Genomic DNA, 25,400 nt, shown 5'->3' on the forward strand with positions numbered 1-25,400 from the left:
GCGTGCTTGCCTACGCCCAGAAACATGAAGGGTGCTTGCACGGGCACTCGCTTCAAACCTTCAAGCCCTGTGGATCAGTCAGCGCTGAAATGTAGCGCTGGCCGCGATGCTACGAATGCTTGTCGATTAGCACGAGCCACTTTGCTCGATTGAGAGAGAAAACGAGCGCCCGCCTACAATGCGGGCGTTCGGATAGCTCATCAGGGCCGACGCCTAAATCCCATTCGGCGTGCAGGCCATCAGCAGCTTGGCCGATTCGAGAAGCTGATGTTGGCTTGAGCCTTTGATTATCCGGCTTAGGTTCGGCAGCACAAAGACGATTTCGTCATCGTCTTGCATGGCATAGTGATTATCGTGCTCTTCTTCGGTGATGATGACGGCACGCCTCAGTGCCATGCCGGTTTCTCGATTAATCAGTTCTGTAGCCTCAGCCACGGCCTGTTTCGTCGGAATGTTGCTGTCGGGGGGGTCCCGGTCCAATATGTGTCCACGGTTGTTCCACACCTCAACGATCACTCTCGGAAGGTCGGTGTCGGGGTAGGAAAGAGTTGGCTGTGTGATGTCTCTATCTTCAGTGCCCCGAGCTGTCTTCACTTTCCTGATGATGGCCACGGTCAATTCCTCCCTAATGAAAAGCATTTTGCAGTAGGGCGCTACGCAGTCGTAGCAATTTATGCCTGCAAGCTAGCGTTGTACATGCGCCAGATTAGCGCGTGAACTAGACAGCGCCTCTGTCATATAGGCGCTGCGGTCGACCGGATGTTCTCCATCGGCTTTTCGTCGCAGACACGCGGAGTGCTGGTTCGTGAGTTGAGGTCGACCAGCGTATCCTGACAGATTCAGGCAAAGATCCGGCTAGCGCAGCTTGCCGCGCGCGGCGACCGGCAGTGTGCCGATGATCTCCTCGCCGCGCACCATTACCACTTCGTCCATCATGTTGACGACGACGCAGACGTGATTGGGCACGATGCGGACGACGTCGCCGACATTGGGCCGCGTGTTGCTGCGGGAGAGATCGAGAAAGCCGTGCTCCTCGGCAAAGCGCGCGATCTTGGCCTCGGGATGTTCGAGGATCAGCCCGTGGCCTTCGAGCCCGCCGGTGTCCGTGGTCAGCGTCTTCGAGCCGGCATCGAGGATGCCGCGATCGGTAGCGGCGCGGCTCACCACCGTCGAATAGATGTGCAGCGCGCAGTCGTCCCAGGTGGCGACGCCGGCGGCGACCTGCATGCGGTCGTTGTAGATGTAGGTGCCGAAGCGATGCTCGGTCGCACCTTTCAGCTTGCCGAGATTCTTCAGGTTCGGCGTGCCGCCGGTGGACACGATGGCCGCGTCAAGGCCGTGCGCGCGCACGCCGGCCAGCGCCTCGTCGAAGAACTTCTGCGCATCCGCCCAGCCGGTTTCGGTCGGATACAGCATGAAGCCGGCAAATTGCAGCCCCTTGCTGCCGGCGATCTCCCGCGCCAACGCGACCGCCTCAGTCGGCGTCTCGACGCCGGCGCGCTTGCGTCCGGTGTCGCATTCGACCACGACTGACAGCGTGCGGCCCGAGGCAGCCGCGGCCTTCGGGAGGTCGGCGACAACAACCGAATTGTCGGCCGCCACGGTGACGTTTGCCTTGCCCTGCAGCGCGCCGAGCCGCGCCATTTTCTCGTCGCCGAGCAAATTGTAGCTGATCAGGATGTCGGAGATCCCGGCATCCGCCATGATCTCGGCCTCGCCGAGCTTCTGGCAGGTAATGCCCTTGGCGCCGGCCGCGATCTGCATCTGCGCCAGCATCGGGTTCTTGTGCGTCTTGATGTGCGGACGATGCGCCACGCCCGCGGCATCGCACGCCGCCTGGATGCGCGCGATGTTGCGCTCGACGCGGTCCATGTCGATCACGGCGCAGGGCGTGCCATATTCACGGGCGATCTTTGCGGCGAGGGGAGAGGTCATGGATTATGCCTGTTCAATTTCTTCGCGCAAGACTTCGAGCTCGAGCCAACGGTCTTCCGCTGCGGAAAGCTCCTGCTGCGCCTTGGCGATCGCGGCGGAGGCGTCGTCGAATGTCTTGCGATCCTTCGCGTAGAGGTTCGGATCGTCAAGCAGCTTCTGCTGCTTTGCGATCTCCGCGTGCAATCTCTCGATCGTCTTCGGCAGCGTCTCCAGCGCGTGCTTCTCGTTGAAGCTCAGCCGCCGCTTTGGCGCGGAAGCGGGCGCCGCAGCCTTCGCTTCCTTTTTCTCCTCGACAACCGCCGTCTTCACCGCTTCGCGCTTCAAATCCGCGCCGCGCTGCGCCAGCATGTCGGTGTAGCCGCCGGCATATTCGATCCAGCGGCCATTGCCCTCGGGCACGATCACCGACGTCACCACGCGATCGAGGAAATCGCGATCGTGGCTGATCAGGATCACCGTGCCCTCGTAGTCGCCGAGCATCTCCTCGAGCACGTCGAGGGTGTCGAGATCGAGGTCGTTGGTTGGCTCGTCCAGCACCAGGAGGTTCGATGGCTTTGCCAGTGCCCGCGCCAGCATCAGCCGGCCGCGCTCGCCGCCGGACAGCACTTCCAGTGGCGTGCGGATCTGCTCCTGCGAGAACAGGAAGTCCTTCATGTAGCTGACGACATGCTTTGGCTTGCCGCCGACCATCACATGGTCGCCGCGGCCGCCGGTCAGAGCATCCGACAGCGTCGACTTCGGATCGAGGCTTTCGCGGTGCTGGTCGAGCGTCGCCATTTCCAGGTTGACGCCGAGCCGCACACTGCCGGCATCGGGCGCCTCCGCACCGGTCAAGAGGTTCACCAGCGTGGTCTTGCCGGCGCCGTTCGGGCCGACGATGCCGACGCGGTCGCCGCGCTGGATGCGGATCGAGAAATCCTCGACAATCTTGCGCTCGCCGAACGCCTTGGCGATGTTCTTCGCCTCTATCACCAGCCGTCCGGATTTCTCTGCCTCCGCAGCGGCGAGATTGGCGCTACCCGCAGTGCCGCGATAGTTCCGCCGCTGCGAGCGCAGCGCATGCAGATTGGCAAGCCGCTTGACGTTGCGCTTGCGGCGGCCGGAGACGCCGTAGCGCAGCCAGTGCTCCTCGTTGACGATCTTGCGATCGAGCTTGTGCTGATCCCGCTCTTCCTCCGCCAGCACCTCATCGCGCCAGGCCTCGAACGCGCCGAAGCCGCGATCGATCTGCCTGATCTGGCCGCGGTCGAGCCAAGCGGTCGCGCGCGACAAATTGGTGAGGAAGCGGCGGTCGTGGCTGATCAGGACCAGCGCGCTACGCCGGTTCTGCAATTCGCTTTCCAGCCATTCGATGGTCGGCAGATCGAGATGGTTGGTCGGCTCGTCCAGCAGCAGAATGTCGGGCGAGGGCGCCAGCACCCGCGCCAGCGCCGCGCGCCGCGCTTCGCCACCCGAGAGATGCGCGGGATCTTCATCGCCGTGCAGCCCGAGCTGCTCCAGCAGATAGCGCGCCTGATAATGGTCATCGCCCGGCCCGAGCCCGGATTCCACATAGGCGTGCGTGGTGGTGTGATTGCCAAAATCCGGCTCCTGCGGCAGATAGCGGATGGTCGCGCCCGGCTGCACGAAACGGTTGCCGGCGTCAGGCTCGACAAGTCCGGCCGCGATCTTGAGCAGCGTCGATTTGCCGGAGCCGTTGCGTCCGATCAGGCACACGCGCTCTTCGGCCGAGACCGACAGCTCGACGCCCGTCAATAGCGGCGTGCCGCCGAACGTCAGCCTGATATCCTTGAGCTGGATGAGAGGAGGCGCCATCAACCTTGTCCTGGTGCGGTCTGTTCAGCGCGGCGGCGCTGGATGCGGCGGATCGCGGTGTCGAGCGCCGAGAGGAATGCCGAGCGGTCGCGCGGCGAGAATGATCGTGGCCCGCCGGTGACCTCGCCTGACGAGCGCAGGTCGGTCATCAAATTGCGCATCGCCAGCGTCATGCCGATCGATTGCTCCGTGAACGGTTTGCCGTTCGGAGCAATCACGTCCGCGCCCGCCTTCACGCAGCGGCTTGCCAGCGGAATGTCGGCGGTGATGACGATGTCGCCATCTCCGGCGCGCTCGGCGATCCAGTTATCAGCAGCATCCATGCCGGAACCGGCGGCGACGCGTTCGATCAGCGGGTCCTGCGGCACACGGATGAAATTGCCCGCGACCACGCTGACGGGCAGCCCGTGGCGGAGCGCGACACGATAGATCTCGTCCTTCACCGGACAGGCGTCGGCATCGACATAGATGCGGGTGGGGTTTTCAGTTGGCATCACGGCTTGGCGGTTCATTCGTGGGCCGCATGTAACCCATCGGGCGGAAAATTGCGAGGCCGCCCGCAGGCTTGCCACGGACGGTTGATGGCGTACGATCCTGTCAGAAAATAACTGAAATAAGGGGAACCCCATGAGCAATCCTCAAACCCACCGCGTCTCGGCCTATAACACCTCGAAAGAGTCCGAGAACAAGATCCATGACGACACGGTAGCGCGGCGGTACGGCTTCTCGGGCGGGCTGGTCCCCGGCGTCGACGTGATGGCCTATATGATGCACCTGCCGGTTGCGAAATGGGGCCGCGATTTCCTCGAGCGCGGCTTGATTGACGCGCGTTTCGTTAAGCCGGTCTATGACGGCGAACAGGCCGAGGTGAGGGGCGAGCAGCGCGACGGCGCGCTGGCGATCGAGGTGTTCAGCCGCGGACAGCTTTGCGCCACCGGCAGCGCGTCGCTACCGACTGCGGCGCCCGCTGTTTCGATCAAGGATTACACCGAGGTCCCCGCGGTCGCCGAGCGCAAGCCGGTAAACGCATCATCCTACGAAGTCGGCAAATGGCTCGGCACCCGCCCGTACGTCTGGGCCGGGGACGCCGCGACGGGATATCTCGCCGATATCAGGGAGACGGACACGATCTACACGCGCGAAAATCTCGGCCATCCCGGCATGCTGCAGAAAGTGATGAACAAGTTGCTCGTCGACAACGCCATCCTCGGCCCCTGGATTCACGTCGGCAGCCGGATGCAGCTCCTCTCGGCCGCGAAGACCGGCGACGAGCTGACGGCCCGCGCGCGCGTCACCGCCAATTACGACAAGAAGGGCCACCGCTTCGTCGAACTCAACGCGATCGTGGTCGCCAACGGCACCACGCCGCTCGCGCATTGCTGGCACATCGCGATCTACCAGCCACGCGAGCAAGCCGCGGCGTAGCCTCTTCGCCTCTCTCTACGGGAGATCCGTAGCCCGGGTGGAGCGCAGCGTAACCCGGGGCCGCTCGCCAACGCTGATGCAGAAGTCCCGGGTTGCGCTGCGCTCCACCCGGGCTACGAGCTCCCTTCGCCTCTCCTCGGCAGGCGGCCTACGCCGCCTCCGCCTTCTTCGCGTCCTGGATCGCGCGCCACACTTTTTCCGGCGTCAACGGCATGTTGATGTGCTTGATGCCGTATTCCGACAGCGCATCGACCACCGCATTCACCACCGTCGCGAGGCTGCCGGCGCATCCCGCTTCGCCGCAGCCTTTGGTGCCGAGCGGATTCGACTTTGCCGGCGAGGGGTGATCGCCGACTGCCATGGGCGGAATGTCCTCGGCGCGCGGCAGCGCATAGTCCATGAACGAGCCGGTGATCGGCTGGCCGGAGGCATCGTAGTTGACCTCTTCCATCAGCGCCTGGCCGATGCCCTGCGCGACGCCGCCGTGCAACTGGCCCGCGACGATCATCGGATTGACGATGGTGCCGAAATCGTTGACGCCGGTGTAGCGCACGATCCTGATCACGCCGGTGTCCGGGTCGATCTCGACCTCCGCGACATGGCAGCCATTGGGGAAGGTCGACGGCGTCTCCTTGGTGGCGTGGTCGACGTCAAGCGTATCAGGCCCGCCCTCGGCAATCTGGCCCTCGCGCATCCGCTGCGCGAGCTCCATGATGCCGATCGAGCGATCGGTGCCGGCGATGGTGAAGCGGCCATCGGCGAATTCGATGTCGGTTTCGGAGGCTTCCATCACATGCCCGGCCGCTTTCTTGCCCTTCTCGACGACGAGCGCGGAAGCTTCGACGATGGCCTGGCCGGTCGCGGTGATCGAGCGCGAGCCGCCGGTGCCGTTGCCGAACCGCACCAGATCGCTGTCGCCCTGTTCCAGCTTGATCTTGTTGAAGGGCACGCCGAGCTGGTCGGACAGCACCTGCGCGAATGGCGTCGCGTGGCCCTGGCCGTAGTCGAGCGTGCCTGTGGTGAGCGTCACCGATCCGTCCGGATCGAACGTGATCTTGCCGAGTTCGCCGCTCGGCGGCGCGGTGACCTCGAGATAGGAACCGACCGCGATGCCGCGCAACTTGCCGTCCTTCTTGCTCTCCCGCTTGCGCTTGCCGAAATTCTCGTAGTCCGAAATCTCCAGCGCCTTCTCGAACACACCCTGGAAATCGCCGCTGTCATAGGTGACGCCGGACGCGGCCGGGAAGGGCAGTTGTGACGGCTTGATGAAATTGCGCTTCCGTAAAGTGAGCCGGTTGATGCCCATCTCGTCGGCGGCCTTATCGATCAGCCGCTCCATATAGTAATTGGCCTCGGGCCGGCCGGCGCCGCGATAGGCGCCCATCAGCGTGGTGTTGGTCAGCACCGTCTTGATGTCGACGCCGAGCAGCGGCGTGCGATAGACGCTTGCGAGATTCTTGCCGGTGTTGAGCGACAGCGGCCCGGGCGCGACGCCGGTGATGTAGGCGCCGAGATTGCCATAGCCGGAAAGCCGCACCGCCAGGAACTTGCCATCGGCATCGAGCGCGAGCTCGGCATGGATGAGCTGGGCGCGACCCTGGCTGTCCGACAGGAAGCTGGTCGAGCGCTCATCGGTCCATTTCACGGGACGCCCGAGCTCCTTCGCCGCATGCGCGATGCAGGTATATTCGGGATAGTTGAGGTTCTTCATCCCGAAGGAGCCGCCGACATTGGCGGTCAGGATCCGCACCTTCTCCGGCGGCACATTGAGGATTTTTGCTAGAGTCGCCTTGTTGCCGGAAACGCCCTGCGTCGGCACCTGCAGCGTATAGCGCTCGGTCGTCTTGTCGTAGGCCGCAAGCGCCACGCGCGGCTCCATCGAGACGACAGCGACGCGGGTGTTGACGATGTCAAGCTTGGTCACATGCGCGGCACCGGCGAAGGCGGCCTCGATCTTGTCGGTGTCGCCATAGTGGTAGTCGAGCGCGACATTGTTCGGGATGTGGTCGTAGAGCTGCGGCGCGCCGGGCTCGGCGGCCTCGGCGGCATCCGTCACCGCCGGCAGCGATTCGATATCGAGCTCGACGGCTTCGGCCGCATCGCGCGCCTGCGCCGCCGTTTCCGCCACCACGAAGGCGACGGGGTCGCCGACGAAGCGGACCTTGTCGGTCGGCAGCGGCAGGCGGTTGGTCTGCAGCAGTGGGGAGCCATCCCGGCTTTTCAGCGGCATGCCACAGGTGAAGGGGTTGTAGCTGGCGGCCGCGAGGTCGGCCCCGGTCCACACCCCGAGCACGCCCGGCATCGCCCGGGCCGCCGAGGTGTCGATCCCCTTGATGACGCCGTGGGCGTGGGAGGAGCGCACCATCCAGCAATAGGCCTGGCCGGGCAGGGAGAAATCGTCGGTGTATTTGCCCTTGCCGCGCACCAGCGTGTCGTCCTCCTTGCGGCGGACCGGTTGCCCGACACCGTATTTTTGCAGTGCGATGGCGTTTTCGAGGGCAGCGGGAGATGTGTGATCTTGCATGGTAAATAACCTGAAATGCCGCGATTTGGAGCAATTTCGCAGTGTTTCGACCAGATAACGTAGGGTGAGTTCAGCGACAACGCCCGATTAGGCATGTCGCGTGTGATGATTTGTTGCGTAGGCCTTTGGCGCTGCTAAAGTTTCCGTGAAGGGAAATTCTTCGACGGGCGCCTGCGCCGGCGGAAAGACAGTGTTGATGAAGGATGACACGCGGCCTTGCGTCGGCCTTGTGGCCCGCGAGAGCCCGTCAGGGTTGGCTACGGCGGCCGTCGAAAGCGGCGTTTACGCCGCGCTCGACCTTGGCACCAACAACTGCAGGCTCCTGATCGCCTGTCCCACCGGGGACGGGTTCCGCGTGGTCGACTCCTTTTCGCGAATCATCCGGCTTGGCGAGGGCATTTCGGCGACCGGTTCCATCAGCGACGCCGCGATCGAACGCGCGATCGCCGCGCTCTCGATCTGCAGCGACAAGATCCGGTACCGCAGGGCCCGCCGGCTGCGGCTGATAGCGACGGAGGCCTGCCGTGCCGCCGCCAATGCCGACAGTTTCCGCGCCCGCGTCGCCGCGGAGACCGGCATCAAGCTCGAGGTGATCGACCGCGAGACCGAGGCGACGCTGGCCGTGATCGGCTGCTCGCCGCTGCTCGACCGAAGGGGCCGCGGCGCGATCCTGTTCGATATCGGCGGCGGCTCGACCGAATTGGTGCGGATCGAGCGCGATCCGGCAAGGCCGGATGCGGCGCCCCGGATCAAATCCTGGATGTCGATCCCGTTCGGCGTGGTCAGCCTTGCCGAGCAATTCGGCGGTCGCGATGTCACAAAAGAGTTGTATGCGCGGATGGTCGCCGAGGTCGCGCAATATATCGCCCCGTTCGCGGCCGAGCACGGCACGGATTTGCGCGACATGCATCTGCTGGGCACATCAGGCACGGTGACGACGCTGGCCGGCGTATTCCTCAACCTGCCGCGCTACGATCGCCGCCGCATCGACGGCATCTGGATGAACGATGCCGACGTGACCGCGACGATTCAAAAGCTGCTCGGCATGAGCTATGAGGAGCGCATCAACAATAGCTGCATCAGCATCGAGCGCGCCGACCTCGTGCTCGCGGGCTGCGCGATCCTCGATGCCGTCAGGAACGCATTCCCGCTGCCGCGGCTCAGGGTCGCCGATCGCGGCCTGCGCGAGGGCATGCTGGTCGAGATGATGCGCGAGGACGGCGCGCTGAAGGCGTGCCTGCACGTGCCGTAGCGAGCATGATCCGGGAAAGTGGGAACCGGTTTTCCGATAAGATCATGCTCCAACAAAAGAGAGGGAGATTATGATCCGATCAAATTGATCGGATCATAATCCAGAGATACTTTATGGCGAAAGATTCGACCGGCCGGCTCCACGTCACGGTCAAGAGCGGCGGCAAGCGGAAATTGTCCTCGAAGCTGTGGCTGGAGCGGCAACTCAACGATCCCTATGTCGCGAAGGCCAAGGCGCAGGGCTACCGCTCGCGCGCGGCCTTCAAGCTGACCGAGATCGACGACAAATATCGGCTGCTCAAGCCGGGCATGACCGTCGTCGACCTGGGCGCCGCGCCCGGCGGCTGGAGCCAGGTCGCGGTCAAGCGCGTCGGCGCTGTCGACGGCAAGGGCAAGGTGATCGCAATCGACCTGTTGGAAATGGGCGAGATCCCCGGCGTCACCTTCGCGCAGCTCGATTTCCTCGACCATGACGCGCCGGACAAACTGATCGCGATGATGGGCGGCCGCGCCGACTTCGTAATGTCCGACATGGCCGCCAACACCACCGGGCACCGCAAGACCGACCAGCTTCGCATTGTCGGCCTCGTCGAGACCGCCGCGGCCTTCGCCTGCGACGTGCTCAGCCCCGGCGGCGCGTTCCTGGCAAAAGTCTTTCAGAGCGGCGCCGATGCGGAGCTATTGGCGCAATTGAAGCGCGACTTCGCAACCGTGCGTCACGTGAAACCCGCCGCCAGCCGCCAGGATTCCTCCGAACGTTACGTGCTCGCGACAGGGTTCCGCGGCGGCGTCACCAAGAGCGAGGGGCGCTCATGACGAATCGCGTCAGGCTCGCTGGTCCGCTCGCTGCGGCAGGAGAAAAACCAGCGCCGCGATGGCGGCTGCGAGGGCGCCTGAAGCCGCATATCGGCTGAGAGCCAAGCCGCCGTGATCGAGGGGCTTGTCCAGGAAATCGCCCACGGTCGCTCCAAGAGGCCGGGTCAGCACGAAGGCGACCCAGAAGAGAAGCGTCCTGGACAGATTGGTCCAAAGGTATGCGCCAGCGACGATGGCGATGCCTGCTGCGAAGACCAGGGCTCCGCCGCGATAGCCAAGCCCGGTCGAGTCGGCCATCCAGTCTCCGAGCGCCGTTCCGAGCGTTTGCGAAAACAGGATCGTGACCCAATAGAAGGCTTCCGCCGCCTTGTTGTCGATCGATGCAATCGAGACCGACCCCATCGTTCGATGCCAGACCGCGAGCGATGCGACGAGCAGTGCCGCGAGCAGGGAGGAGCCGCCGAGATAGCCGATCCCGAGTGACCGGTCCACGAAGTCTGCCAGCGTCGTGCCGACGGTGGTCGTTGCGATGATGACCGTCCAATACAGGAACGGATGGAATCGTTTCGCTGCGATCTGGGCGGCGACCACCACGGCAAAGATGATGGCGAAAATCGCCGTACCAACCAGATAGCCGAGACCCATCGACATCGTCACGGCATCGCCGCCGGTTTCGCCCAGCGTCGTGGCCAAGATCTTGACGATCCAAAAGCCCAACGAAATGGCTGGCACCTTGCCGGCGTCGTCGACGCCGCCGTTCTCGTTGATGAATTCCATAGGCTCTTCACTCCGGAGATTGAGGGGATCGAATGGAGGCACTTCTAGGCCTTCATCGAATCCATCACAGCCAGCAGCTCGGCGAGGGCCTTCTTGCATTTGGCGGCATCGGGAGTGCTTTCGCGGACGGCTTCGAGCGCGCGATCGATAGCCTTGTCGACCGTGTGCCAATCGGCGGCGGCCCGGGGTTTCAATCCGGCCTCCACCTCATCCCACTTTGTCTCGAGGTCCTTGATCCGCGCCTTCGCGCCCGGAAAATCGCGCTCGTCGACCAGGGCGGCGACGTCGATGACAATGCTGCGGAACGGGCTCAGGTCTCCGAGCTTCGACGCGGCGGCTTCGGCGCGTGGCCACAAGGACACGCCTCCATTGGCGTTGGGGACCGACTGAGCGGCAACGACCGCAAGAAGCCCGGCGGCGAGGGTAAGAATCTTCCTTTTCATCATGCTCTCCATGGTTAACTGGCACGGACCTTGGTCGATCTCATTCGCCAAGGTAGGCCGCGGCCTTGTGGGTGCGGCCGTCTTCGAAGGAAATCCAGGCAACCAGAGCCACGATCACCGCGAGGAAGACGAGGCTGGTGTGGATCGTGCCGAAGCCGAGACCGCCATATTCGCGTGCCTGCGACAGCAGGTCTCCGAACGACGCGCCCAGTGGACGTGTCAGGATGTACGCCAGCCAGAACGTCAGCACGGCGTTGGTGCCGAGGGCATAGGCCGCCGCGATCGATGCGATCAGAGCCGCGAACGCCACGACGCCGACGTTGAACCCGAGGCCCAGGGCTTCCGTCGCAAGATCGCCCGCCGCTGTCCCGAGCGCGAAGGTGGACAGAATCGCAGCCCAGTAGAAAAGCTCGCGGCGCGTGGTCACGATGGTTTGGATCGACAGCGTCCGCTCCACGGCGTACCAGACGGCGAATATGGCGGCGAGGATGAGGGCGAAGACCGCCGTGCTGACGTAAAGGCTTATCTCCAGCCTGTCCGTCAATGCATCGGTGATCTGGGTGCCGACGACGCTGACCAGCACCACTGTCAGCCAGTATATCCAGGGTATGTAGCGCTGCATGCGCAACTGCGCGATCAACGCCACGATGAGGAAGCTAGCCATCAGGAGCCCGGTTACGGTGGCCCCGAGACCCACATGCACGGCAAGGTAGTCCGCGCCCGTCTCGCCGACTGTCGTTGACATGATCTTGATCACCCAGAAGATTAGCGTGACTCCGGGGACCTTGTTCAGCATCGGCGCGCCAGTGCGTTCAGGATAGGACACTTTGCGGAACTCCAATCGGGGATGTCTTGCGGTGTTGCCGAATTTCGAATGGAGCGTGCCTGTCCCAACTTAGCTCCGACTTAGGGGCGCGATCGTGCCGAAGGATGAACGGGAGTAGAGCTAAGTATCGGCTAAGTCGGAGCTGTCATGCTTCCCGGGGAGGCCCAGACCCGACAGGAGAACCAGAGGAAAGATGATGTCCCGTTCACGGACCGTAGCCTGCTCGCTGGCCACTGGCATTGCGACGGCCGAGACTCCCGGCGCAGCCGCGAACGATGCCGGTCCGCCGGCTCCATAGCGGGTGCCGACTGTCATGCGAGTGCTGCTGGTCGAAGACGACAAAATGATCGGCGCGGCCGTTCTGGAGGCGCTGAAGGATGCCGCCTACGCCGTCGATTGGGTCAGGAACGGCGATCTCGCCATCGCGGCGATCCACAGCGAGACCTACGATATCGCGCTGCTCGATCTTGGCCTGCCCCTCGTCGATGGCCTCGATGTTCTAAAACGAGTCCGCGCGGAACGCGCGCGCCTTCCGATCATCGTACTGACGGCGCGCGACGCCTTGAGCGATCGCGTGGCTGGTCTCGACCTTGGTGCCGACGACTACTTGGTCAAGCCATTCGAGATCGGGGAATTGCTGGCGCGCATGCGCGCTGTACTGCGGCGCGAAGGCAGCGGTACGCCGCCGGTTCTCACCAACGGCCGGCTTTGGCTTGATCCAGCCACGCGCGAGGCGACCTTCTTGGGTGAGCAAGCGGTACTGAGCGCACGCGAATTCGCTCTGGTTCAGGCGCTGCTGATGCGGCCTGGTGCGATCCTGTCCCGCAGCGAACTCGAGCGCCAGATCTACGGCTGGACCGAGGAAGTCGAAAGCAATGCTGTCGAATTCCTTATTCACGCGGTGCGCAAGAAGCTGGGTGCCATTGCGATCAGGAACGTTCGCGGCGTTGGGTGGATGGTGGATCGTCCTACATGCTGAAATCGTTGCGCGCACGTCTGTTCGTCGGCCTCACGGCGATTATCGTGCTGACGGGAGTGATCGGAGGCACCTTCGCTTATCTATGGGCCTACAGCGAAGCCATCGAAATGCAGGACTCGGTCCTGATCCAGGTCGGCACGTTCGCGCTGAACGCTTCGGTCAGGGAAAGCCAGCCCGTCAACGGTGTCGACGCGGAGGCCGAGGTTGCGGTCATCGAACTGGGAACGTCGCCGCGCGGCTCGGCCGACGACCGTAATCTCTGGACGCTGCCGGACGGATTGCACAACGGCGTCTATAGAGGGCAGCCGATTCGCCTGTTGCTGCGCACGCGCGCCGACGGCAGCCGATTCGCGGTGACGCAGCGCACGGAGATCCGCACCGAGATCGCAGACGACATGGCGTTGCGGACATTGCTGCCGATTGTCGCGCTGGTTCCATGTCTTCTGCTGGTGACAGCATTGGTGATCGCAAGTTCGTTCCGACCGATGGTCAAGCTGGCTCATGATCTCGATGCGAGAAGGGGCGACGACATCCATGAATTGAAGGCGGCGGGAATGCCGAGCGAGTTACATCCGTTTCTCGTGTCAATTAACGGATTGTTGGATCGCATGCGCGGCATGATGGAGCAACAGCGGCGGTTTATCGCAGACGCGGCCCACGAACTCCGGACGCCGATTACGGCGCTGAGCCTTCAGGCCGAAAATCTGGATCCGCGCGAAATGCCGCCCCAGGCGCGCGAGCGTCTCAACGCGTTGAAGAGCGGCATGCGGCGAACCAAGCATCTGCTCGAGCAACTCTTGGCACTTGCGCGCCAGGATGCCGTGCAAGCCACGGTTTGGGAGACCGTCTCTCTCGACGAGATAGCGAAGGAAGTCGTCGCCGATCTTCTGCCGGAAGCCGCCGCGCGAGACATAGATTTGGGCTTTAGGATGGCCGAGACTGTTGCGGTCAGCGGTGATGCGCTGTCGCTTGCCTCGGCCGTGCGCAATCTCGTCGAAAACGCGGTCAAGTTCACGCCCGATAGCGGAAGCGTCGACCTTGGGGTCTATCGTGAAGGCGAGATGGCGGTCCTGCAGATCGAGGACACCGGGCCGGGGATTCCACCGAGCGATCTCGACCGGATATTCGAGCCGTTCTTTCGAGGTGAGCGGCCGACGGGGGAGGGATCCGGGCTTGGATTATCGATCGTGAAACGGATCATCGATCGTTGCGGTGGCTCGATCGCGTTCGAAAACGTCAACGGGACCGGCCGATCGGGCCTTCGCGCGACCATCAAGATGCCGTGCAAGAGCAACCCATAGTTTTGGGGTTTAGCCTGCCCCCAATGCGACCGCGATATTGTAGGTCGCAAAGCTCGCCAGATACGCCAGTGTGAGCATGTAGAAGAAGGTGACCGCCATCCATCGCCAGCCGCCGGTCTCGCGGCGGATCACCGCGAGCGTCGAGGCGCATTGTGGGGCGAAGATGTACCACACAAGCAACGACAAAGCGGTGGCGAGGCTCCATTTGGTGGCGAGCACATGGCCGATCTGGTCGGCGGCTTCCTTGCCACCTTCGATGGCGTAGACGGTGCCAAGCGCTGCCACCGCGACCTCGCGGGCGGCCATGCCGGGGATCAGCGCCACCGCGATCTGCCAGTTGAAACCGAGCGGCGCCAGCAGTGGCTCGATCGCCTTGCCGATGATCGCGGCGAGGCTGTAGTCGATGGCGGGATCTTGGGCACCGGTCGGCGCGGTCGGGAACGATGCCAGGAACCAGATCAGCACCATCATCGAGAAGATCGTCGTGCCGGCCCGCTGCAGGAACATCTTCGCCCGCGTGTAGACGCCGATGGCGATGCTCTTCAGCCGCGGCAGTTTGTAGTCGGGCAATTCCAGCATGAACGGCGCAGGGGCGTAATCGCGCAGCATGAAGAATTTGACCAGGAACGAGACGCCGAGCGCGCTGGTGATTCCAGCCGCATAGAGGCCGAACAGGACGAGGCCACGCAGGTTGAACCAGCCCCACACATCGCGGTCCGGAATGAACGCCGAGATGATCAGCGTGTACACGGGAATTCGTGCCGAACACGTCATCAGCGGCGCGATCAGGATGGTGGTCAGGCGGTCGCGCCGGTTGTCGATCACGCGCGTCGCCATGATGCCGGGGATCGCGCACGCAAAGCTCGACAGCAGCGGAATGAAGGCGCGGCCGTGCAGGCCGGCGCCGCCCATGATGCGGTCCATCAGGAACGCCGCGCGCGCCATGTAGCCGAAATCTTCCAGGAGCAGGATAAACAGGAAGATGATGATGATCTGCGGCAGGAACACGATGACGCTGCCGACGCCGGAGATGACGCCGTTCTGCAGGAAGCTCTGCAGCAGCCCTTCCGGCAGCGTGTCATGCACGAACTGGCCGAGCGCGTCGAAGGCCGAGGACAACAGCTCCATCAGCGGCTGTGCCCAGGCGAACACGGCCTGGAACATCAGGAACAGGATCAGCGCGAGGATGAAAAGTCCCGCCACCGGATGCAGCACCACCGCGTCGATCCGGGCGGTCCAGGTGTCGGGCTTGGCCGGTAGCGAGACGGCGGAGGCGATGATGCGGTCGGCCTCGCGCTGGGTGGCGCGCAACTCGGAGGCGGTGAGGGGCTGCCATCGATTCGGCCCGACGGGTGGCTGCTCTTGCGCCGCGATCTCGTCGGTTCGACGCAACAGTTCCGCGATCCCGCCTTTGCGAACCGCGATCGACGTCACGACGGGCACGCCGAGCGCCTCGGACAATTTCGGCACGTCCACGCTCACACCGCGGCGGGCCGCAATGTCGAACATGTTGAGCACCAGCATCATCGGCCGGCCGGTGTTCTTCAGCTCCAGCAGCAGGCGGATCGTCAGCCGCAGGTTGGTCGCGTCCGCGACACAGAGGATGAGGTCGGGCACGGCCTCGCCAGAGGTGCGGCCGAGCACCATGTCGCGGGTGATTTCCTCGTCCGGGCTGCGCCCGCGCAGCGAATAGGTGCCGGGCAGGTCCACCACCGAAACCTGCCGTCCGGCGGGGGTGACGAAAAACCCTTCCTTGCGCTCGACGGTCACGCCCGGATAGTTCGCGACCTTCTGGCGGCTGCCGGTCAGCGCATTGAAAAGCGAGGTCTTGCCGCTGTTGGGCGTGCCAACCAGCGCGAGATGCAGCAGTGGGGCTTCCATCGCGTTACCGCTCGCTCCATCAGGCGACGATGATCGCCATGGCCTCGCGCCGGCGCAGGGCGATCGTGACGTTTTCGACCCTGACCGCGATCGGGTCGCGTCCAACGATCCCCTCGTGCAGCACCTCGACCCGGGCGCCCTCGACGAAACCGAGCTCGATCAACCGGCTCTCGAGTTCGTGGCCGGCGAGCGCTGAAGCTGCCTCAGCTACGGCCAGATGCTGGATCACGCCCGAATATCCCCGCTTGGCCAGTCCCAACGGCTGAGATGTTCGGATATCGGTTTGTTCGCTCATCACACGTGTTTTTCAGCCGGGCGCGAAACGGTCAAGCGCTGCGACCAACACGAAGCTGGGATTTAGAACGATTACAAGTTGGTGGCGCGGGTGCTATCCCAATCGCTGATCCCGCGCGTCCTGCGTTCCTTCGGTTGCGGCCTTCACGGCGGCGGTGGCCGCGCCCTTGCGGCTGGAGATCTCGACCGCCTTGCGGCCGGAGATCTCGTGGCCGGCATCATCGGGCATCTGCCAGAAGAACCAGGCTGATGCCGCGGAGATGACTGCAACCACCACGAAGGCTGGTGCGAACATGGTCGCGCTTAAGTCGCTCGCACCGTGCAGCAACATCGTCGTCTCCACCGAGAACGCGCCGACCGCGACGCCGGCGGAGATCGCAAGCTGCTGGTTGACGCTGACCAGCGTTGTGGCGCGGCTCATCTGCGCCGGCTCGACCTCGGCATAGGCGACCGTGTTGATGGCGGTGAACTGCAGCGAGCGGAAGAAGCCGCCGACCACCAGGATGATCATGATCAGGAGCAGCGGGGTCGTCGATGTGAACAGCGCGCAGGCGGCAAGGAAGAGCGAGCTCACCACAGCATTCACCGTCATCAGGTTGCGGAAGCCGAAGCTGCGGATGATGCGTGCGGCAAGCGTCTTCATGCCCATGGCGCCGACGGCGGACGCGAAGGTGACGAGGCCGGACTGGAACGGCGACAGCCCGAAGCCGACCTGCATCAGCAACGGCAGCAGGAACGGCAGAGCGCCGACGCCGAGGCGGAACATGAAGCCGCCGATGATGCTGGCGCGCAGCGTCGACAGGTTCAGCAGGGAGAAATCCAGCACCGGCGATCCGGTCCGTCGTGCGTGGATGACGTAGAGCGTCATCGAGATCGAGCCGACCGCGATCAGCGAGGCGACAACCGTCCATGGCAAAAGGTTGAGGCCGGCGACCGAAAGCCCGAAGGCGATACCGGCAAGGCCGATGCCGGCGAGCACGAGGCCGTAGAGGTCGAACGGCTCCGGGTTCTCGCTCTTGATCGGATCGATGTATTTCAGCGCCATGAAGATGCCGAGGAACCCGATCGGAATGTTGATCAGGAAGATCCAGTGCCAGGAGAAATAGGTGGTGATGAAGCCGCCGAGCGGCGGCCCGATGACGGGGCCGATCAGCGCCGGCACCGTCACCCACGCCATCGCGTTGACCAGCGCGCTCTTGTCGACTGAGCGCAATAGCACCAGCCGCCCGACCGGTGTCATCATCGCCCCGCCGAGGCCCTGCAGGATGCGCGCGAACACGAAGTCGGTGACCGAGGACGACAGCGCGCAGCCGATCGATCCCAGCATGAACACACCGACCGCCCCCGCAAACACCATCCGCGCGCCGAACCGGTCTGCGGTCCAGCCGCTCGCCGGAATGAAGACCGCAAGCGAGAGCAGGTACGAGGTGATCGCGAGCTTCAGCGTCAACGGACTGGTGCCAATATCGGCCGCAATCGCCGGCAGCGAGGTCGCAATAACCGTCGAATCCATGTTCTCCATGAACAGGGCGGTCGCGACGATCAGCGGGATCAGGCGTTGCTTGTCCATCGGTATCGGAGAACAGGCGAGTCAGGGGCGGGATGCCGTGCGGCTTAGCACCGCGTTGCGTGCGAGGCTATTGCGGAGTGCCCGCGAAAGCTAAATCCTGTGTAACCTTCAGTTCCCGCCGTGCGCACTATATCGCACTATGCGAAGGTATCTTGTCGAACGAATCGCGTTGTGCGATAATTGCCAGTGAAAGAGATCGAATTCACCTCTGCTGCCGTCCGCTAATGGCGCAAACTCAGCGCTGCGACACGCGGCCAGATCGATCTCAAGCTAAAGACATTCGCAGAAACCGGCGCTGGTGACGTGAAAGCGCTCAAGGGCGTATCAGGCATGCGATTGCGTTCGGGTGACTGGCGCGTCCTGTTCACGATGACGGGCAATACCATCACGGTTCACGCCGTAGGCCACCGCCGCGAGATCTATGATTGAGAGGATGCCATGGCAAAAGCCGGCACAGCAAAGAGCAATGTCCAGTTTATCCGTACCCCCGGCGGTGACGATCTCGCCGTGCTGCCGCGCAACGAATATGATCGACTGGTCGCCTTGGCCGCCGAGGCGCAAGAGGATGCCGGCACGAGCCGGATTGTCCGTAATTCCATGCGTGCCCTGAAGGAGGGGCGCGAGGTCGTGCTGCCGAAGGCCGTCGCCGATCGTCTGGCGAACGGCGATAATGCAGTGCGCGTCATCCGTGAGTGGCGTGGCATGATTCAGGGCGAACTGGCTGTCGCGGTCGGGATCAGCCAGAACTACCTGTCCGAGATCGAGACGGGGCGCCGCAAGGGCCCGGCCGAACTGCAGAAGAAATTCGCTCGCGCGTTGGCTGTACCGGTCGACCTGTTGATCGACTAGGGCAGCGGGCTCGGTCGCCACGACCGGATCCGGCTATTGTTCCCGGCGGAAAACCACCTAAATCCCAGCCTGACGCGGCCATTCAGGCCGAAGGCGATCGGCGGCGCGGTTGCCGGCGGGCGCTGAAAAAGCCTGTGCATGGCTGGCAAACACTTTGATTCGTCATGTCGCCATGCTATCGACCACCGTCAACCCCACCGATGGGCTCCGATTCGACGGCGATGCAGCAGGCAGCGCCGGGAGGCGGCGCTCATCCTTTTACGTTATCGCGGCGGATCGCCGCCGAAAGGAGTTGGCAATGGCGACGGTACAGGCATCCCCCGCGATCCGCGAGGCCTTCACGTTTGACGACGTGCTGCTGAAGCCGGGCCTCTCGGACGTGCTTCCCTCGGAAGTCGACATCCGCTCTTACGTCACCCGCGCCATCCCGCTCAATATCCCGATCATCGCTTCCGCGATGGACACCGTCACCGAAGCGCGCATGGCGATCGCGATGGCGCAGTCCGGCGGCATTGGCGTCATCCATCGCAATTTCGACGCCGAGGGCCAGGCCGCGCAGGTGCGGCAGGTGAAGAAGTTCGAATCCGGCATGGTGGTCAACCCGCTCACCATCGGTCCCGACGCCACGCTCGCGGATGCGCTGACGCTGATGAAGGACCACGGCATATCAGGCATTCCCGTGGTCACCGGCGCGGCCAAAAATGTCCCGGGCAAGCTGGTCGGCATCCTCACCAACCGCGACGTGCGCTTTGCCACCGATCCCAGGCAGAAGGTCTCGGAATTGATGACGCACGAAAACCTCGTGACGGTGCGCGAGGGCGTCAGCCAGGACGAAGCCAAGCGGATGCTGCACAAGCATCGCATCGAGAAGCTCTTGGTCGTCGACGATCAATATCGCTGCGTCGGCCTGATCACCGTGAAGGACATCGAAAAGGCGGTGGCGCATCCGCTGGCCGCAAAGGACGCACAGGGCCGCCTGCGCGTGGCCGCGGCGACCACGGTCGGCGAGGGCGGTTTCGAGCGCACCGAGCGCCTGATCGACGCCGGCGTCGATCTCATTGTCGTGGATACCGCGCACGGCCATTCCTCGCGCGTGCTGGAAGCCGTCAACCGTATCAAGCGGCTCTCCAACGCGGTGCAGGTGATCGCCGGCAATATCGCAACCAAAGACGGCGCGCAGGCGCTGATCGATGCCGGCGCGGATTCAATCAAGGTCGGCATCGGCCCGGGCTCGATCTGCACCACCCGCATCGTCGCCGGCGTCGGCGTGCCGCAGCTCACGGCGATCATGGATGCGGTCGAAGCGGCGAAGAAGGCCAATGTGCCCGTCATCGCCGATGGCGGCATCAAATATTCCGGCGACCTCGCCAAGGCGCTTGCGGCCGGCGCCGACATCGCGATGGTCGGCTCGCTGCTCGCCGGCACCGATGAGACGCCCGGCGAAGTCTTCTTGTGGCAGGGCCGCTCCTACAAGGCCTATCGCGGCATGGGCTCGGTCGGCGCGATGGCGCGCGGCTCGGCCGACCGTTATTTCCAGCAGGACATCAAGGATACGCTCAAGCTCGTGCCTGAAGGCATCGAAGGGCAGGTGCCCTACAAGGGCCCGGTCGCCAATGTGATGCACCAGCTTGCCGGCGGCCTGCGCGCCGCAATGGGCTATGTCGGCGCCAGGAACATCGCCGAATTCCACAACAAAGCGGAGTTCATTCGGATCACCGGTGCTGGCTTGCGCGAGAGCCACGTCCACGACGTCACCATCACCCGCGAATCCCCGAACTATCCGGGCGGGGCGTAAGCTCCGTCTCTCTGTTATTCCGGGCTTCATGCGTCGTATCGTCCCCGAATGACGCTTCCGATTGATTGGCTGCTTCGCTACGGTGACGCGAAGCAAACAATCGGAGGAAACATCATGCCCCAGGGCAAGCGCATCGTTCTCGCCTCGCGTCCCGTTGGCGAACCCAAACCATCCGACTTCCGCCTCGAGGAATATGCCGTGCCGGAGCCGGGCGCGGGCCAGGTCCTCTTGCGCACGATCTGGCTGTCGCTCGATCCCTATATGCGCGGGCGCATGAGCGATGGCCCGTCCTATGCGCAGCCGGTGCCGGTCGGCGGCGTGATGGAAGCCGGCACGGTGAGCGAAGTGGTCGCTTCCAACAACCCAGCCTTTGCCAAGGGCGACATCGTGCTGTCGCGCGCCGGCTGGCAGACGCACGCGCTCTCCGACGGCAAGGGCCTGTCCAAGATCGATCCAAAGCTTGCGCCGATCTCGACCGCGATCGGCGTGCTCGGCATGCCCGGCATGACCGCCTATACGGGGCTGCTCGACATCGGCAAGCCGCAAGCAGGCGAGACTGTGGTCGTGGCTGCGGCGTCAGGCGCGGTCGGTTCCGCGGTCGGGCAGATCGCAAGGATCAAGGGTGCCCGCGCAGTCGGCATTGCCGGCGGCAAGGACAAATGCGACTTCGTGAAGAACGAGCTTGGCTTCGACGATTGCCTCGATCATCGCGATCCCGACCTCGCGGCCAAGTTGAAGGAAGCTTGTCCGAAGGGCATCGACGTCTATTTCGAGAATGTCGGCGGCGCCGTGTTCGACGCGGTGTTCCCGCTGCTGAACCCGTTCGCGCGCGTGCCGGTCTGCGGCTTGATCGCGCACTACAACGATACCGAGAGCAAGCCGCCGAAATGGGCCGGCGCGATGATGCGCGCGATCCTGACCAAGCGCCTGACGTTCCGCGGTTTCATCGTCAGCGATTTCGCCGCCCGTCACGGCGATTTCCTGCGCGACATGTCGCAGTGGGTGCGCGAGGGCAAGGTCAAGTACAAGGAGTTCGTCACCGACGGCCTCGAGAGCGCGCCGGACGCCTTCATGGGGCTGCTGAAGGGCGCCAATTTCGGCAAGCAGCTTGTGCGCGTCGGGCCGGACAAGGCGTGACCCATCACAGCTCAGCGAGCACTGCGATCCATTGGTCGTACGGCGCCGACCTCGCGCATCGGTGAAGGGAAATCAGGAACGCACTGCTGCTTGCGGCTGTTGGTGCCGAGCATGATCCGACAGAACCGGGAACGTTTCGCTCGCCATAAGCGCGAAGCGTTCCCGCGCGAGGGTCATGCACAACCAGCAGGCCAAGGTGCCGGGAAGCCGAACATCATCGGTTCCTCGCATCGCAATGGAGCAGCTAATGAGAAGACTGGCAGTCCTATCGGCAGCACTGATCGGGGTAGCGACGTTGGCAAATCCTGTGGCCGCCCGCGAGCGCTACGTGCAGCGGCCCGCCATGGTGGACCCCGACATGGCCGCCCCGGCCGCCCCGTATTACCGCAGCGGGCCGGCCTACTATCCGGGGCCGCGCGTCGGCGCATTCGCCACCGCGCCCTGGGATAATTCCCCGCCGCCGTCCTACTACGGCTCGCCTTACGCGGGGGCATACTACGGCTACTGACCTCCGGGAAATTTGGCAGCAACACCAGTCCGCCGCGGCCACCGCGGCGGGCTTTTTCATGCCGCCGGTAGCGACATCGCAGGCCTTGGGCAGGGCCACCGTACCCGAAAGATCACAGCGTTAACCAAATGATTCCTGCGCGGTCCACGTTTGCTTGACTGTGCATGCAACACATTGAATCATCACATTATTTTCAGGTGTAGCTATGTTTGAAATCGGTGTTTTCTGTGTCATTTTGCTGGCGGTCGGCTATGTGGTGGCCATGTGGGTCATCAGCCGCCGCGCTGATGTTTTGCATGGCAAATTCGTCGAGGCCGAAGCCGAGCCAGAACCGTTCGGAATAGGGCCGCTGCTGCCGCCGCCGGCGCCGCGCCCCAACGCGGAATCCCTGCAGGCACTGCTGACGGTGATCCAGCAGGATCTGAAGGACAATCATTCACCAGGATCAGAGGGATACGGCGCAGACTTGACGCGTCGGCCTAATCCGCCGCCATCTCTGCGAGCAGCGCGTCGAGGCTGATATCGACCTGGCCTTTCGCCCTGACGTGGCGGACCTCGAAACTGTCGGGCCGGAAGCGGTACTCGACAATCCCGGTTTCCTTGATCCCGATCACGTCCTGCATGTGGTCGGGAATCATGAAGCCGACGGACGGCGCCCAGACATGGCGGACGCCCCGATGGGTGAAATCGCGCCGCTGATGCACATGGCCGCTGCCGACCAGGCGCCAGTCGACCGCGCCGAACATCTCGATCAGGCGGCACCGCGCCGGCTGCGGGACATAGCGGATCGCGGTTTCCGCAAGCTCGGCATCATCAGGCAGATTCAGGAACAGCGGCTTGTGCAGGAACAGCGCAACCGGGTTGCCGTTGACGTTGCCAAGCTGTGAAGCGAGCCAGTCGAACTGCTCGGCCTCGCTATCGAGCCCGGTATTCATGATCAGCGAATTGAGCCCGATGAAGCGCCAGCCGGCGGCCTCGAAGCACCAGCGATCCTCGCCGACGATGGCGCGGAACGCATCGCAATTCTCCTCCGTTGCCGGCTCTGTCGGCGGCGTGCCGACCGCGGTCGGGTTGTCGCCGATGTCGTGATTGCCCGGCAGATAGCGGCAATCGACCGGCAGCGCCGCATGCAGCGACTTGGCAAATTCGAGATCGGCGCGGCTGTTCGGCCCGTCGAAGGCGACGTCCCCGCTGTTGAGCACGAGGTCGGGCCGCGTCGCGTCGACATGCTCGGCGACCGCCTCAAAATTCGCGATCAGCGTCGGCCGGATGCGGGCGAGGTGGGTGTCGGAAATCTGGGTCAGGCGAAATTCGGACATGCGGAATTCCTTTTGGAACGATGTTAGATCGGGCCGAAGTCGGAATGATGACGGTGTCACGTTGTCAGTAGCGGAAGCGTTCGCCATCAGCTATCGCTTGCGTTTTAAACGGGGTATGAATCCCATGTCGGTTCAAATGGTTCTGCTGCCGGTCTTCGTGCTGGTCGGCCTCACCTTCGCGCTGCTGCTCGGCATGATGCGAACGCGGCGCGGAGACACTGGCGGCCCCAACCGCGCAACGCAGCTTGCCGATTGCTACCGCGACCAGTTCGAATTGCCTGTGTTATTCTATCTCCTGATCGCACTTGCGCTGCCGCTGCGCCGTGCCGATCTCGTCATCGTGATGCTGTCCTGGGTGTTCGTGGTGACGCGCTTTGCCCATGTCGGCATCTTCGTCACCTCAAACGATTCCGCACCCCGCTCGACGGCCTGGCTCGCAAGCGCGCTGGTGCTGTTTGCGATGTGGCTCTATTTCGCTCTGAAACTCCTGCTCCTGATCTGAAAGTTCCTGATGACCCCCGCTGCGCGTCTCTCCGCCGCCATCGAATTGATCGACACCATCGACGCGCAGCGCGTGCCGGCGGCGAAAGCCTTGAAGGAGTGGGGCACCGCGCACCGCTATGCCGGCTCCGGCGATCGTGCCGCGATCTCTGGCCTGATCTGGGACGTGCTGCGCCGGCAATCCTCCAGCGCCTACCTGATGGATGACGACAGTGCCCGCGCGCGCGTGCTCGGCATGCTCCATCTCGAGCGCGGCATGGACGTCGACGCCATCGCCGCACTCTGCGACGGCGGCCGCTTCGCCCCATCGCCGCTCACTGATGCGGAGCGCTCAGCGCTGACCTCGCGCTCGCTGCAGGGCGCGCCGGCACATATCGCCGGCGATTATCCGGAATGGCTCGATCCGTACCTCGCAAAGGTGTTCGGCGATGACCGCGTGCCGGAAGCGACCGCGATGGCGAGCCGCGCGCCGCTTGATCTGCGCGTCAACACGCTGAAGACGAGCCGCGACAAGATGCTGCCGCGGCTGAAGCATCTCGGCGCCAAGGAAACGCCGTGGTCGCCGCTTGGTCTGCGGATCGAGCTCGGCGCCGACGCCCGCAATGTCGGCATCCATGCCGAGGAGGATTTCGTCAAGGGCGGCATCGAAGTGCAGGACGAAGGCTCGCAGCTCGCCGCGCTGTTCTCGGCCGCAAAGCCCGGCGAGCAGGTGATCGATCTCTGCGCCGGCGCCGGCGGCAAGACGCTGGCGCTCGCCGCGATGATGCAGGGCAAGGGCCGGCTGATCGCGACCGACCGCGACAAGCGCCAGCTCGCGCCGATCCACGAGCGCCTGTCGCGCGCCGGCGTGCACAATTGCGACGTCCGCACGCCCAAGGGCGACAGCGATCCGCTCTCGGACATCAAGGGCTCCGCCGATCTCGTCGTCATCGACGCGCCCTGCACAGGCACCGGCACCTGGCGCCGCAACCCGGACGCCAAATGGCGGATGCGCCCGGGCGCGCTCGAGGTGCGGCTGAAGGACCAGGCCGAGGTGCTCGCGCGCGCGGCGCCCCTGGTGAAGCCGGGCGGGCGCATCGCCTACATCACCTGCTCGGTGCTGCCGGCCGAGAACGGCGAGCAGGTCGGAGCCTTCCTCGCCCGCCATGGCGAATTCTCGATCATCCCACCCGAACAGACCGCCAGCATCCTCTGGGACAAGGCGGAAGCCTTCGCCGCCGCGGCCCTGCCGTCGCCGGAAGGCTGGCTGATGACCCCCCGCCGCACCGGAACCGATGGCTTCTTCGTCTCGATCCTGAAGCGAACGGGGTAGGTGCGTAAGGGTGGGCAAAGCGCAGCGTGCCCACCATCCACGGGCGGTGCAAGAAAGGTGGGCACGCTCCGCTTTGCCCACCCTCATATGGGGCTTTGTGAGTCAAGGCTCTCAACGAACAGGGTTGGGTTGGGTTTTTGCG

At 64.0% G+C, this 25,400-nt stretch carries 25 protein-coding genes; 12 read left to right on the top strand and 13 right to left on the bottom strand.

What is annotated here, in order from left to right; genetic code table 11:
* Window positions 1-213: 213 nt before the first annotated feature.
* The 4 genes from OZ411_RS36575 to OZ411_RS36590 all read right to left on the bottom strand — a co-directional run bounded on the left by OZ411_RS36575 (window position 214) and on the right by OZ411_RS36590 (window position 4,262).
* Window positions 214-612: a hypothetical protein gene (locus OZ411_RS36575; protein WP_130579716.1), complete on the bottom strand. Its 399-nt coding sequence runs from the start codon at window positions 610-612 to the stop codon at window positions 214-216.
* Window positions 613-855: 243 nt separating this feature from the next.
* On the bottom strand, window positions 856-1,935 hold the full coding sequence (locus OZ411_RS36580; protein WP_282531844.1) for a D-TA family PLP-dependent enzyme: 1,080 nt from the start codon (window positions 1,933-1,935) through the stop codon (window positions 856-858).
* Between the two features lie 3 nt (window positions 1,936-1,938).
* Window positions 1,939-3,750 carry an ATP-binding cassette domain-containing protein gene (locus OZ411_RS36585; RefSeq protein ID WP_282531845.1) on the bottom strand — a complete coding sequence of 604 codons (1,812 nt, stop codon included), beginning with the start codon at window positions 3,748-3,750 and terminating at the stop codon, window positions 1,939-1,941.
* Window positions 3,750-4,262, bottom strand: coding sequence for a YaiI/YqxD family protein (locus tag OZ411_RS36590; RefSeq protein WP_282531846.1), 513 nt, complete (start codon window positions 4,260-4,262; stop codon window positions 3,750-3,752). The genes OZ411_RS36585 and OZ411_RS36590 overlap by 1 nt, the downstream gene beginning before the upstream one ends.
* Window positions 4,263-4,377: 115 nt before the next feature.
* Between OZ411_RS36590 and OZ411_RS36595 the strand changes: the two genes are divergently transcribed.
* The gene (locus tag OZ411_RS36595; protein WP_282531847.1) at window positions 4,378-5,175 is read left to right on the top strand and encodes a hypothetical protein; all 798 of its coding nucleotides are present in this window, start codon (window positions 4,378-4,380) and stop codon (window positions 5,173-5,175) included.
* Between the two features lie 148 nt (window positions 5,176-5,323).
* Here the strand turns inward: OZ411_RS36595 and OZ411_RS36600 are convergent, their stop codons facing one another.
* The gene (locus tag OZ411_RS36600; protein ID WP_282531848.1) at window positions 5,324-7,699 is read right to left on the bottom strand and encodes a xanthine dehydrogenase family protein molybdopterin-binding subunit; all 2,376 of its coding nucleotides are present in this window, start codon (window positions 7,697-7,699) and stop codon (window positions 5,324-5,326) included.
* Window positions 7,700-7,895: 196 nt separating this feature from the next.
* Here OZ411_RS36600 and OZ411_RS36605 point away from each other — a divergent pair, with 196 nt between their 5' ends.
* Both OZ411_RS36605 and OZ411_RS36610 read left to right on the top strand, forming a co-directional pair.
* Window positions 7,896-8,951 carry a Ppx/GppA phosphatase family protein gene (locus tag OZ411_RS36605; protein ID WP_282531849.1) on the top strand — a complete coding sequence of 352 codons (1,056 nt, stop codon included), beginning with the start codon at window positions 7,896-7,898 and terminating at the stop codon, window positions 8,949-8,951.
* 113 nt (window positions 8,952-9,064) lie between these two features.
* The gene (locus tag OZ411_RS36610) at window positions 9,065-9,766 is read left to right on the top strand and encodes an RlmE family RNA methyltransferase (RefSeq protein ID WP_282531850.1); all 702 of its coding nucleotides are present in this window, start codon (window positions 9,065-9,067) and stop codon (window positions 9,764-9,766) included.
* A 9-nt stretch (window positions 9,767-9,775) separates the two neighbouring features.
* On the opposite strand, the gene OZ411_RS36615 is transcribed toward OZ411_RS36610, so the two are convergent.
* The 3 genes from OZ411_RS36615 to OZ411_RS36625 are packed head-to-tail and all read right to left on the bottom strand — an operon-like array spanning window position 9,776 to window position 11,782.
* Window positions 9,776-10,543, bottom strand: coding sequence for a hypothetical protein (locus tag OZ411_RS36615; RefSeq protein ID WP_130579723.1), 768 nt, complete (start codon window positions 10,541-10,543; stop codon window positions 9,776-9,778).
* 44 nt (window positions 10,544-10,587) lie between these two features.
* Window positions 10,588-11,037, bottom strand: a complete 450-nt coding sequence (locus tag OZ411_RS36620) for a hypothetical protein (protein ID WP_245476320.1) — start codon at window positions 11,035-11,037, stop codon at window positions 10,588-10,590.
* Window positions 11,027-11,782 carry a hypothetical protein gene (locus tag OZ411_RS36625; protein WP_282531851.1) on the bottom strand — a complete coding sequence of 252 codons (756 nt, stop codon included), beginning with the start codon at window positions 11,780-11,782 and terminating at the stop codon, window positions 11,027-11,029. The genes OZ411_RS36620 and OZ411_RS36625 overlap by 11 nt, the downstream gene beginning before the upstream one ends.
* 343 nt (window positions 11,783-12,125) lie before the next feature.
* On the opposite strand from OZ411_RS36625, the gene OZ411_RS36630 reads away from it, so the two are divergent.
* Both OZ411_RS36630 and OZ411_RS36635 read left to right on the top strand, forming a co-directional pair.
* Window positions 12,126-12,791, top strand: a complete 666-nt coding sequence (locus OZ411_RS36630; protein ID WP_282531852.1) for a response regulator transcription factor — start codon at window positions 12,126-12,128, stop codon at window positions 12,789-12,791.
* The gene (locus tag OZ411_RS36635) at window positions 12,785-14,092 is read left to right on the top strand and encodes an ATP-binding protein (protein WP_282531853.1); all 1,308 of its coding nucleotides are present in this window, start codon (window positions 12,785-12,787) and stop codon (window positions 14,090-14,092) included. Before OZ411_RS36630 ends, OZ411_RS36635 begins: the two co-directional genes overlap by 7 nt.
* Window positions 14,093-14,101: 9 nt before the next feature.
* Here the strand turns inward: OZ411_RS36635 and OZ411_RS36640 are convergent, their stop codons facing one another.
* The 3 genes from OZ411_RS36640 to OZ411_RS36650 form a co-directional block, all read right to left on the bottom strand.
* A complete protein-coding gene (locus tag OZ411_RS36640; RefSeq protein ID WP_282531854.1) occupies window positions 14,102-15,973 on the bottom strand; it encodes a ferrous iron transporter B in 1,872 nt (623 codons plus the stop codon).
* A 19-nt stretch (window positions 15,974-15,992) separates the two neighbouring features.
* Complete coding sequence (locus tag OZ411_RS36645) at window positions 15,993-16,268, bottom strand: FeoA family protein (protein ID WP_130226273.1); 276 nt, start codon at window positions 16,266-16,268, stop codon at window positions 15,993-15,995.
* 93 nt (window positions 16,269-16,361) lie between these two features.
* The gene (locus OZ411_RS36650; RefSeq protein WP_282531855.1) at window positions 16,362-17,837 is read right to left on the bottom strand and encodes an MFS transporter; all 1,476 of its coding nucleotides are present in this window, start codon (window positions 17,835-17,837) and stop codon (window positions 16,362-16,364) included.
* A gap of 303 nt (window positions 17,838-18,140) precedes the next feature.
* Here OZ411_RS36650 and OZ411_RS36655 point away from each other — a divergent pair, with 303 nt between their 5' ends.
* From OZ411_RS36655 to OZ411_RS36675, 5 genes are all read left to right on the top strand, one after another.
* The gene (locus tag OZ411_RS36655) at window positions 18,141-18,266 is read left to right on the top strand and encodes a hypothetical protein (protein ID WP_282531856.1); all 126 of its coding nucleotides are present in this window, start codon (window positions 18,141-18,143) and stop codon (window positions 18,264-18,266) included.
* A gap of 9 nt (window positions 18,267-18,275) precedes the next feature.
* Window positions 18,276-18,686 carry a helix-turn-helix transcriptional regulator gene (locus OZ411_RS36660; RefSeq protein ID WP_282531857.1) on the top strand — a complete coding sequence of 137 codons (411 nt, stop codon included), beginning with the start codon at window positions 18,276-18,278 and terminating at the stop codon, window positions 18,684-18,686.
* 298 nt (window positions 18,687-18,984) lie between these two features.
* On the top strand, window positions 18,985-20,481 hold the full coding sequence (gene guaB, locus OZ411_RS36665; protein ID WP_282531858.1) for an IMP dehydrogenase: 1,497 nt from the start codon (window positions 18,985-18,987) through the stop codon (window positions 20,479-20,481).
* Window positions 20,482-20,595: 114 nt separating this feature from the next.
* The gene (locus tag OZ411_RS36670) at window positions 20,596-21,618 is read left to right on the top strand and encodes an NADP-dependent oxidoreductase (RefSeq protein WP_165421178.1); all 1,023 of its coding nucleotides are present in this window, start codon (window positions 20,596-20,598) and stop codon (window positions 21,616-21,618) included.
* A 247-nt stretch (window positions 21,619-21,865) separates the two neighbouring features.
* Window positions 21,866-22,126, top strand: coding sequence for a hypothetical protein (locus OZ411_RS36675; RefSeq protein WP_207234490.1), 261 nt, complete (start codon window positions 21,866-21,868; stop codon window positions 22,124-22,126).
* Window positions 22,127-22,319: 193 nt separating this feature from the next.
* Here the strand turns inward: OZ411_RS36675 and OZ411_RS43445 are convergent, their stop codons facing one another.
* Complete coding sequence (locus tag OZ411_RS43445; protein ID WP_165421179.1) at window positions 22,320-22,562, bottom strand: hypothetical protein; 243 nt, start codon at window positions 22,560-22,562, stop codon at window positions 22,320-22,322.
* Between the two features lie 43 nt (window positions 22,563-22,605).
* Window positions 22,606-23,445 (bottom strand): metallophosphoesterase, encoded by an 840-nt coding sequence (locus OZ411_RS36685; RefSeq protein WP_282531859.1) that lies wholly within the window; start codon window positions 23,443-23,445, stop codon window positions 22,606-22,608.
* Window positions 23,446-23,569: 124 nt separating this feature from the next.
* On the opposite strand from OZ411_RS36685, the gene OZ411_RS36690 reads away from it, so the two are divergent.
* Window positions 23,570-23,947 carry an MAPEG family protein gene (locus tag OZ411_RS36690; RefSeq protein ID WP_130584324.1) on the top strand — a complete coding sequence of 126 codons (378 nt, stop codon included), beginning with the start codon at window positions 23,570-23,572 and terminating at the stop codon, window positions 23,945-23,947.
* Window positions 23,948-23,956: 9 nt separating this feature from the next.
* The gene (locus tag OZ411_RS36695) at window positions 23,957-25,258 is read left to right on the top strand and encodes an RsmB/NOP family class I SAM-dependent RNA methyltransferase (protein ID WP_282531860.1); all 1,302 of its coding nucleotides are present in this window, start codon (window positions 23,957-23,959) and stop codon (window positions 25,256-25,258) included.
* The last annotated feature ends 142 nt before the right edge of the window (window positions 25,259-25,400 follow it).

Source organism: Bradyrhizobium sp. Arg237L (assembly GCF_029990105.1).
Lineage (GTDB): Bacteria > Pseudomonadota > Alphaproteobacteria > Rhizobiales > Xanthobacteraceae > Bradyrhizobium.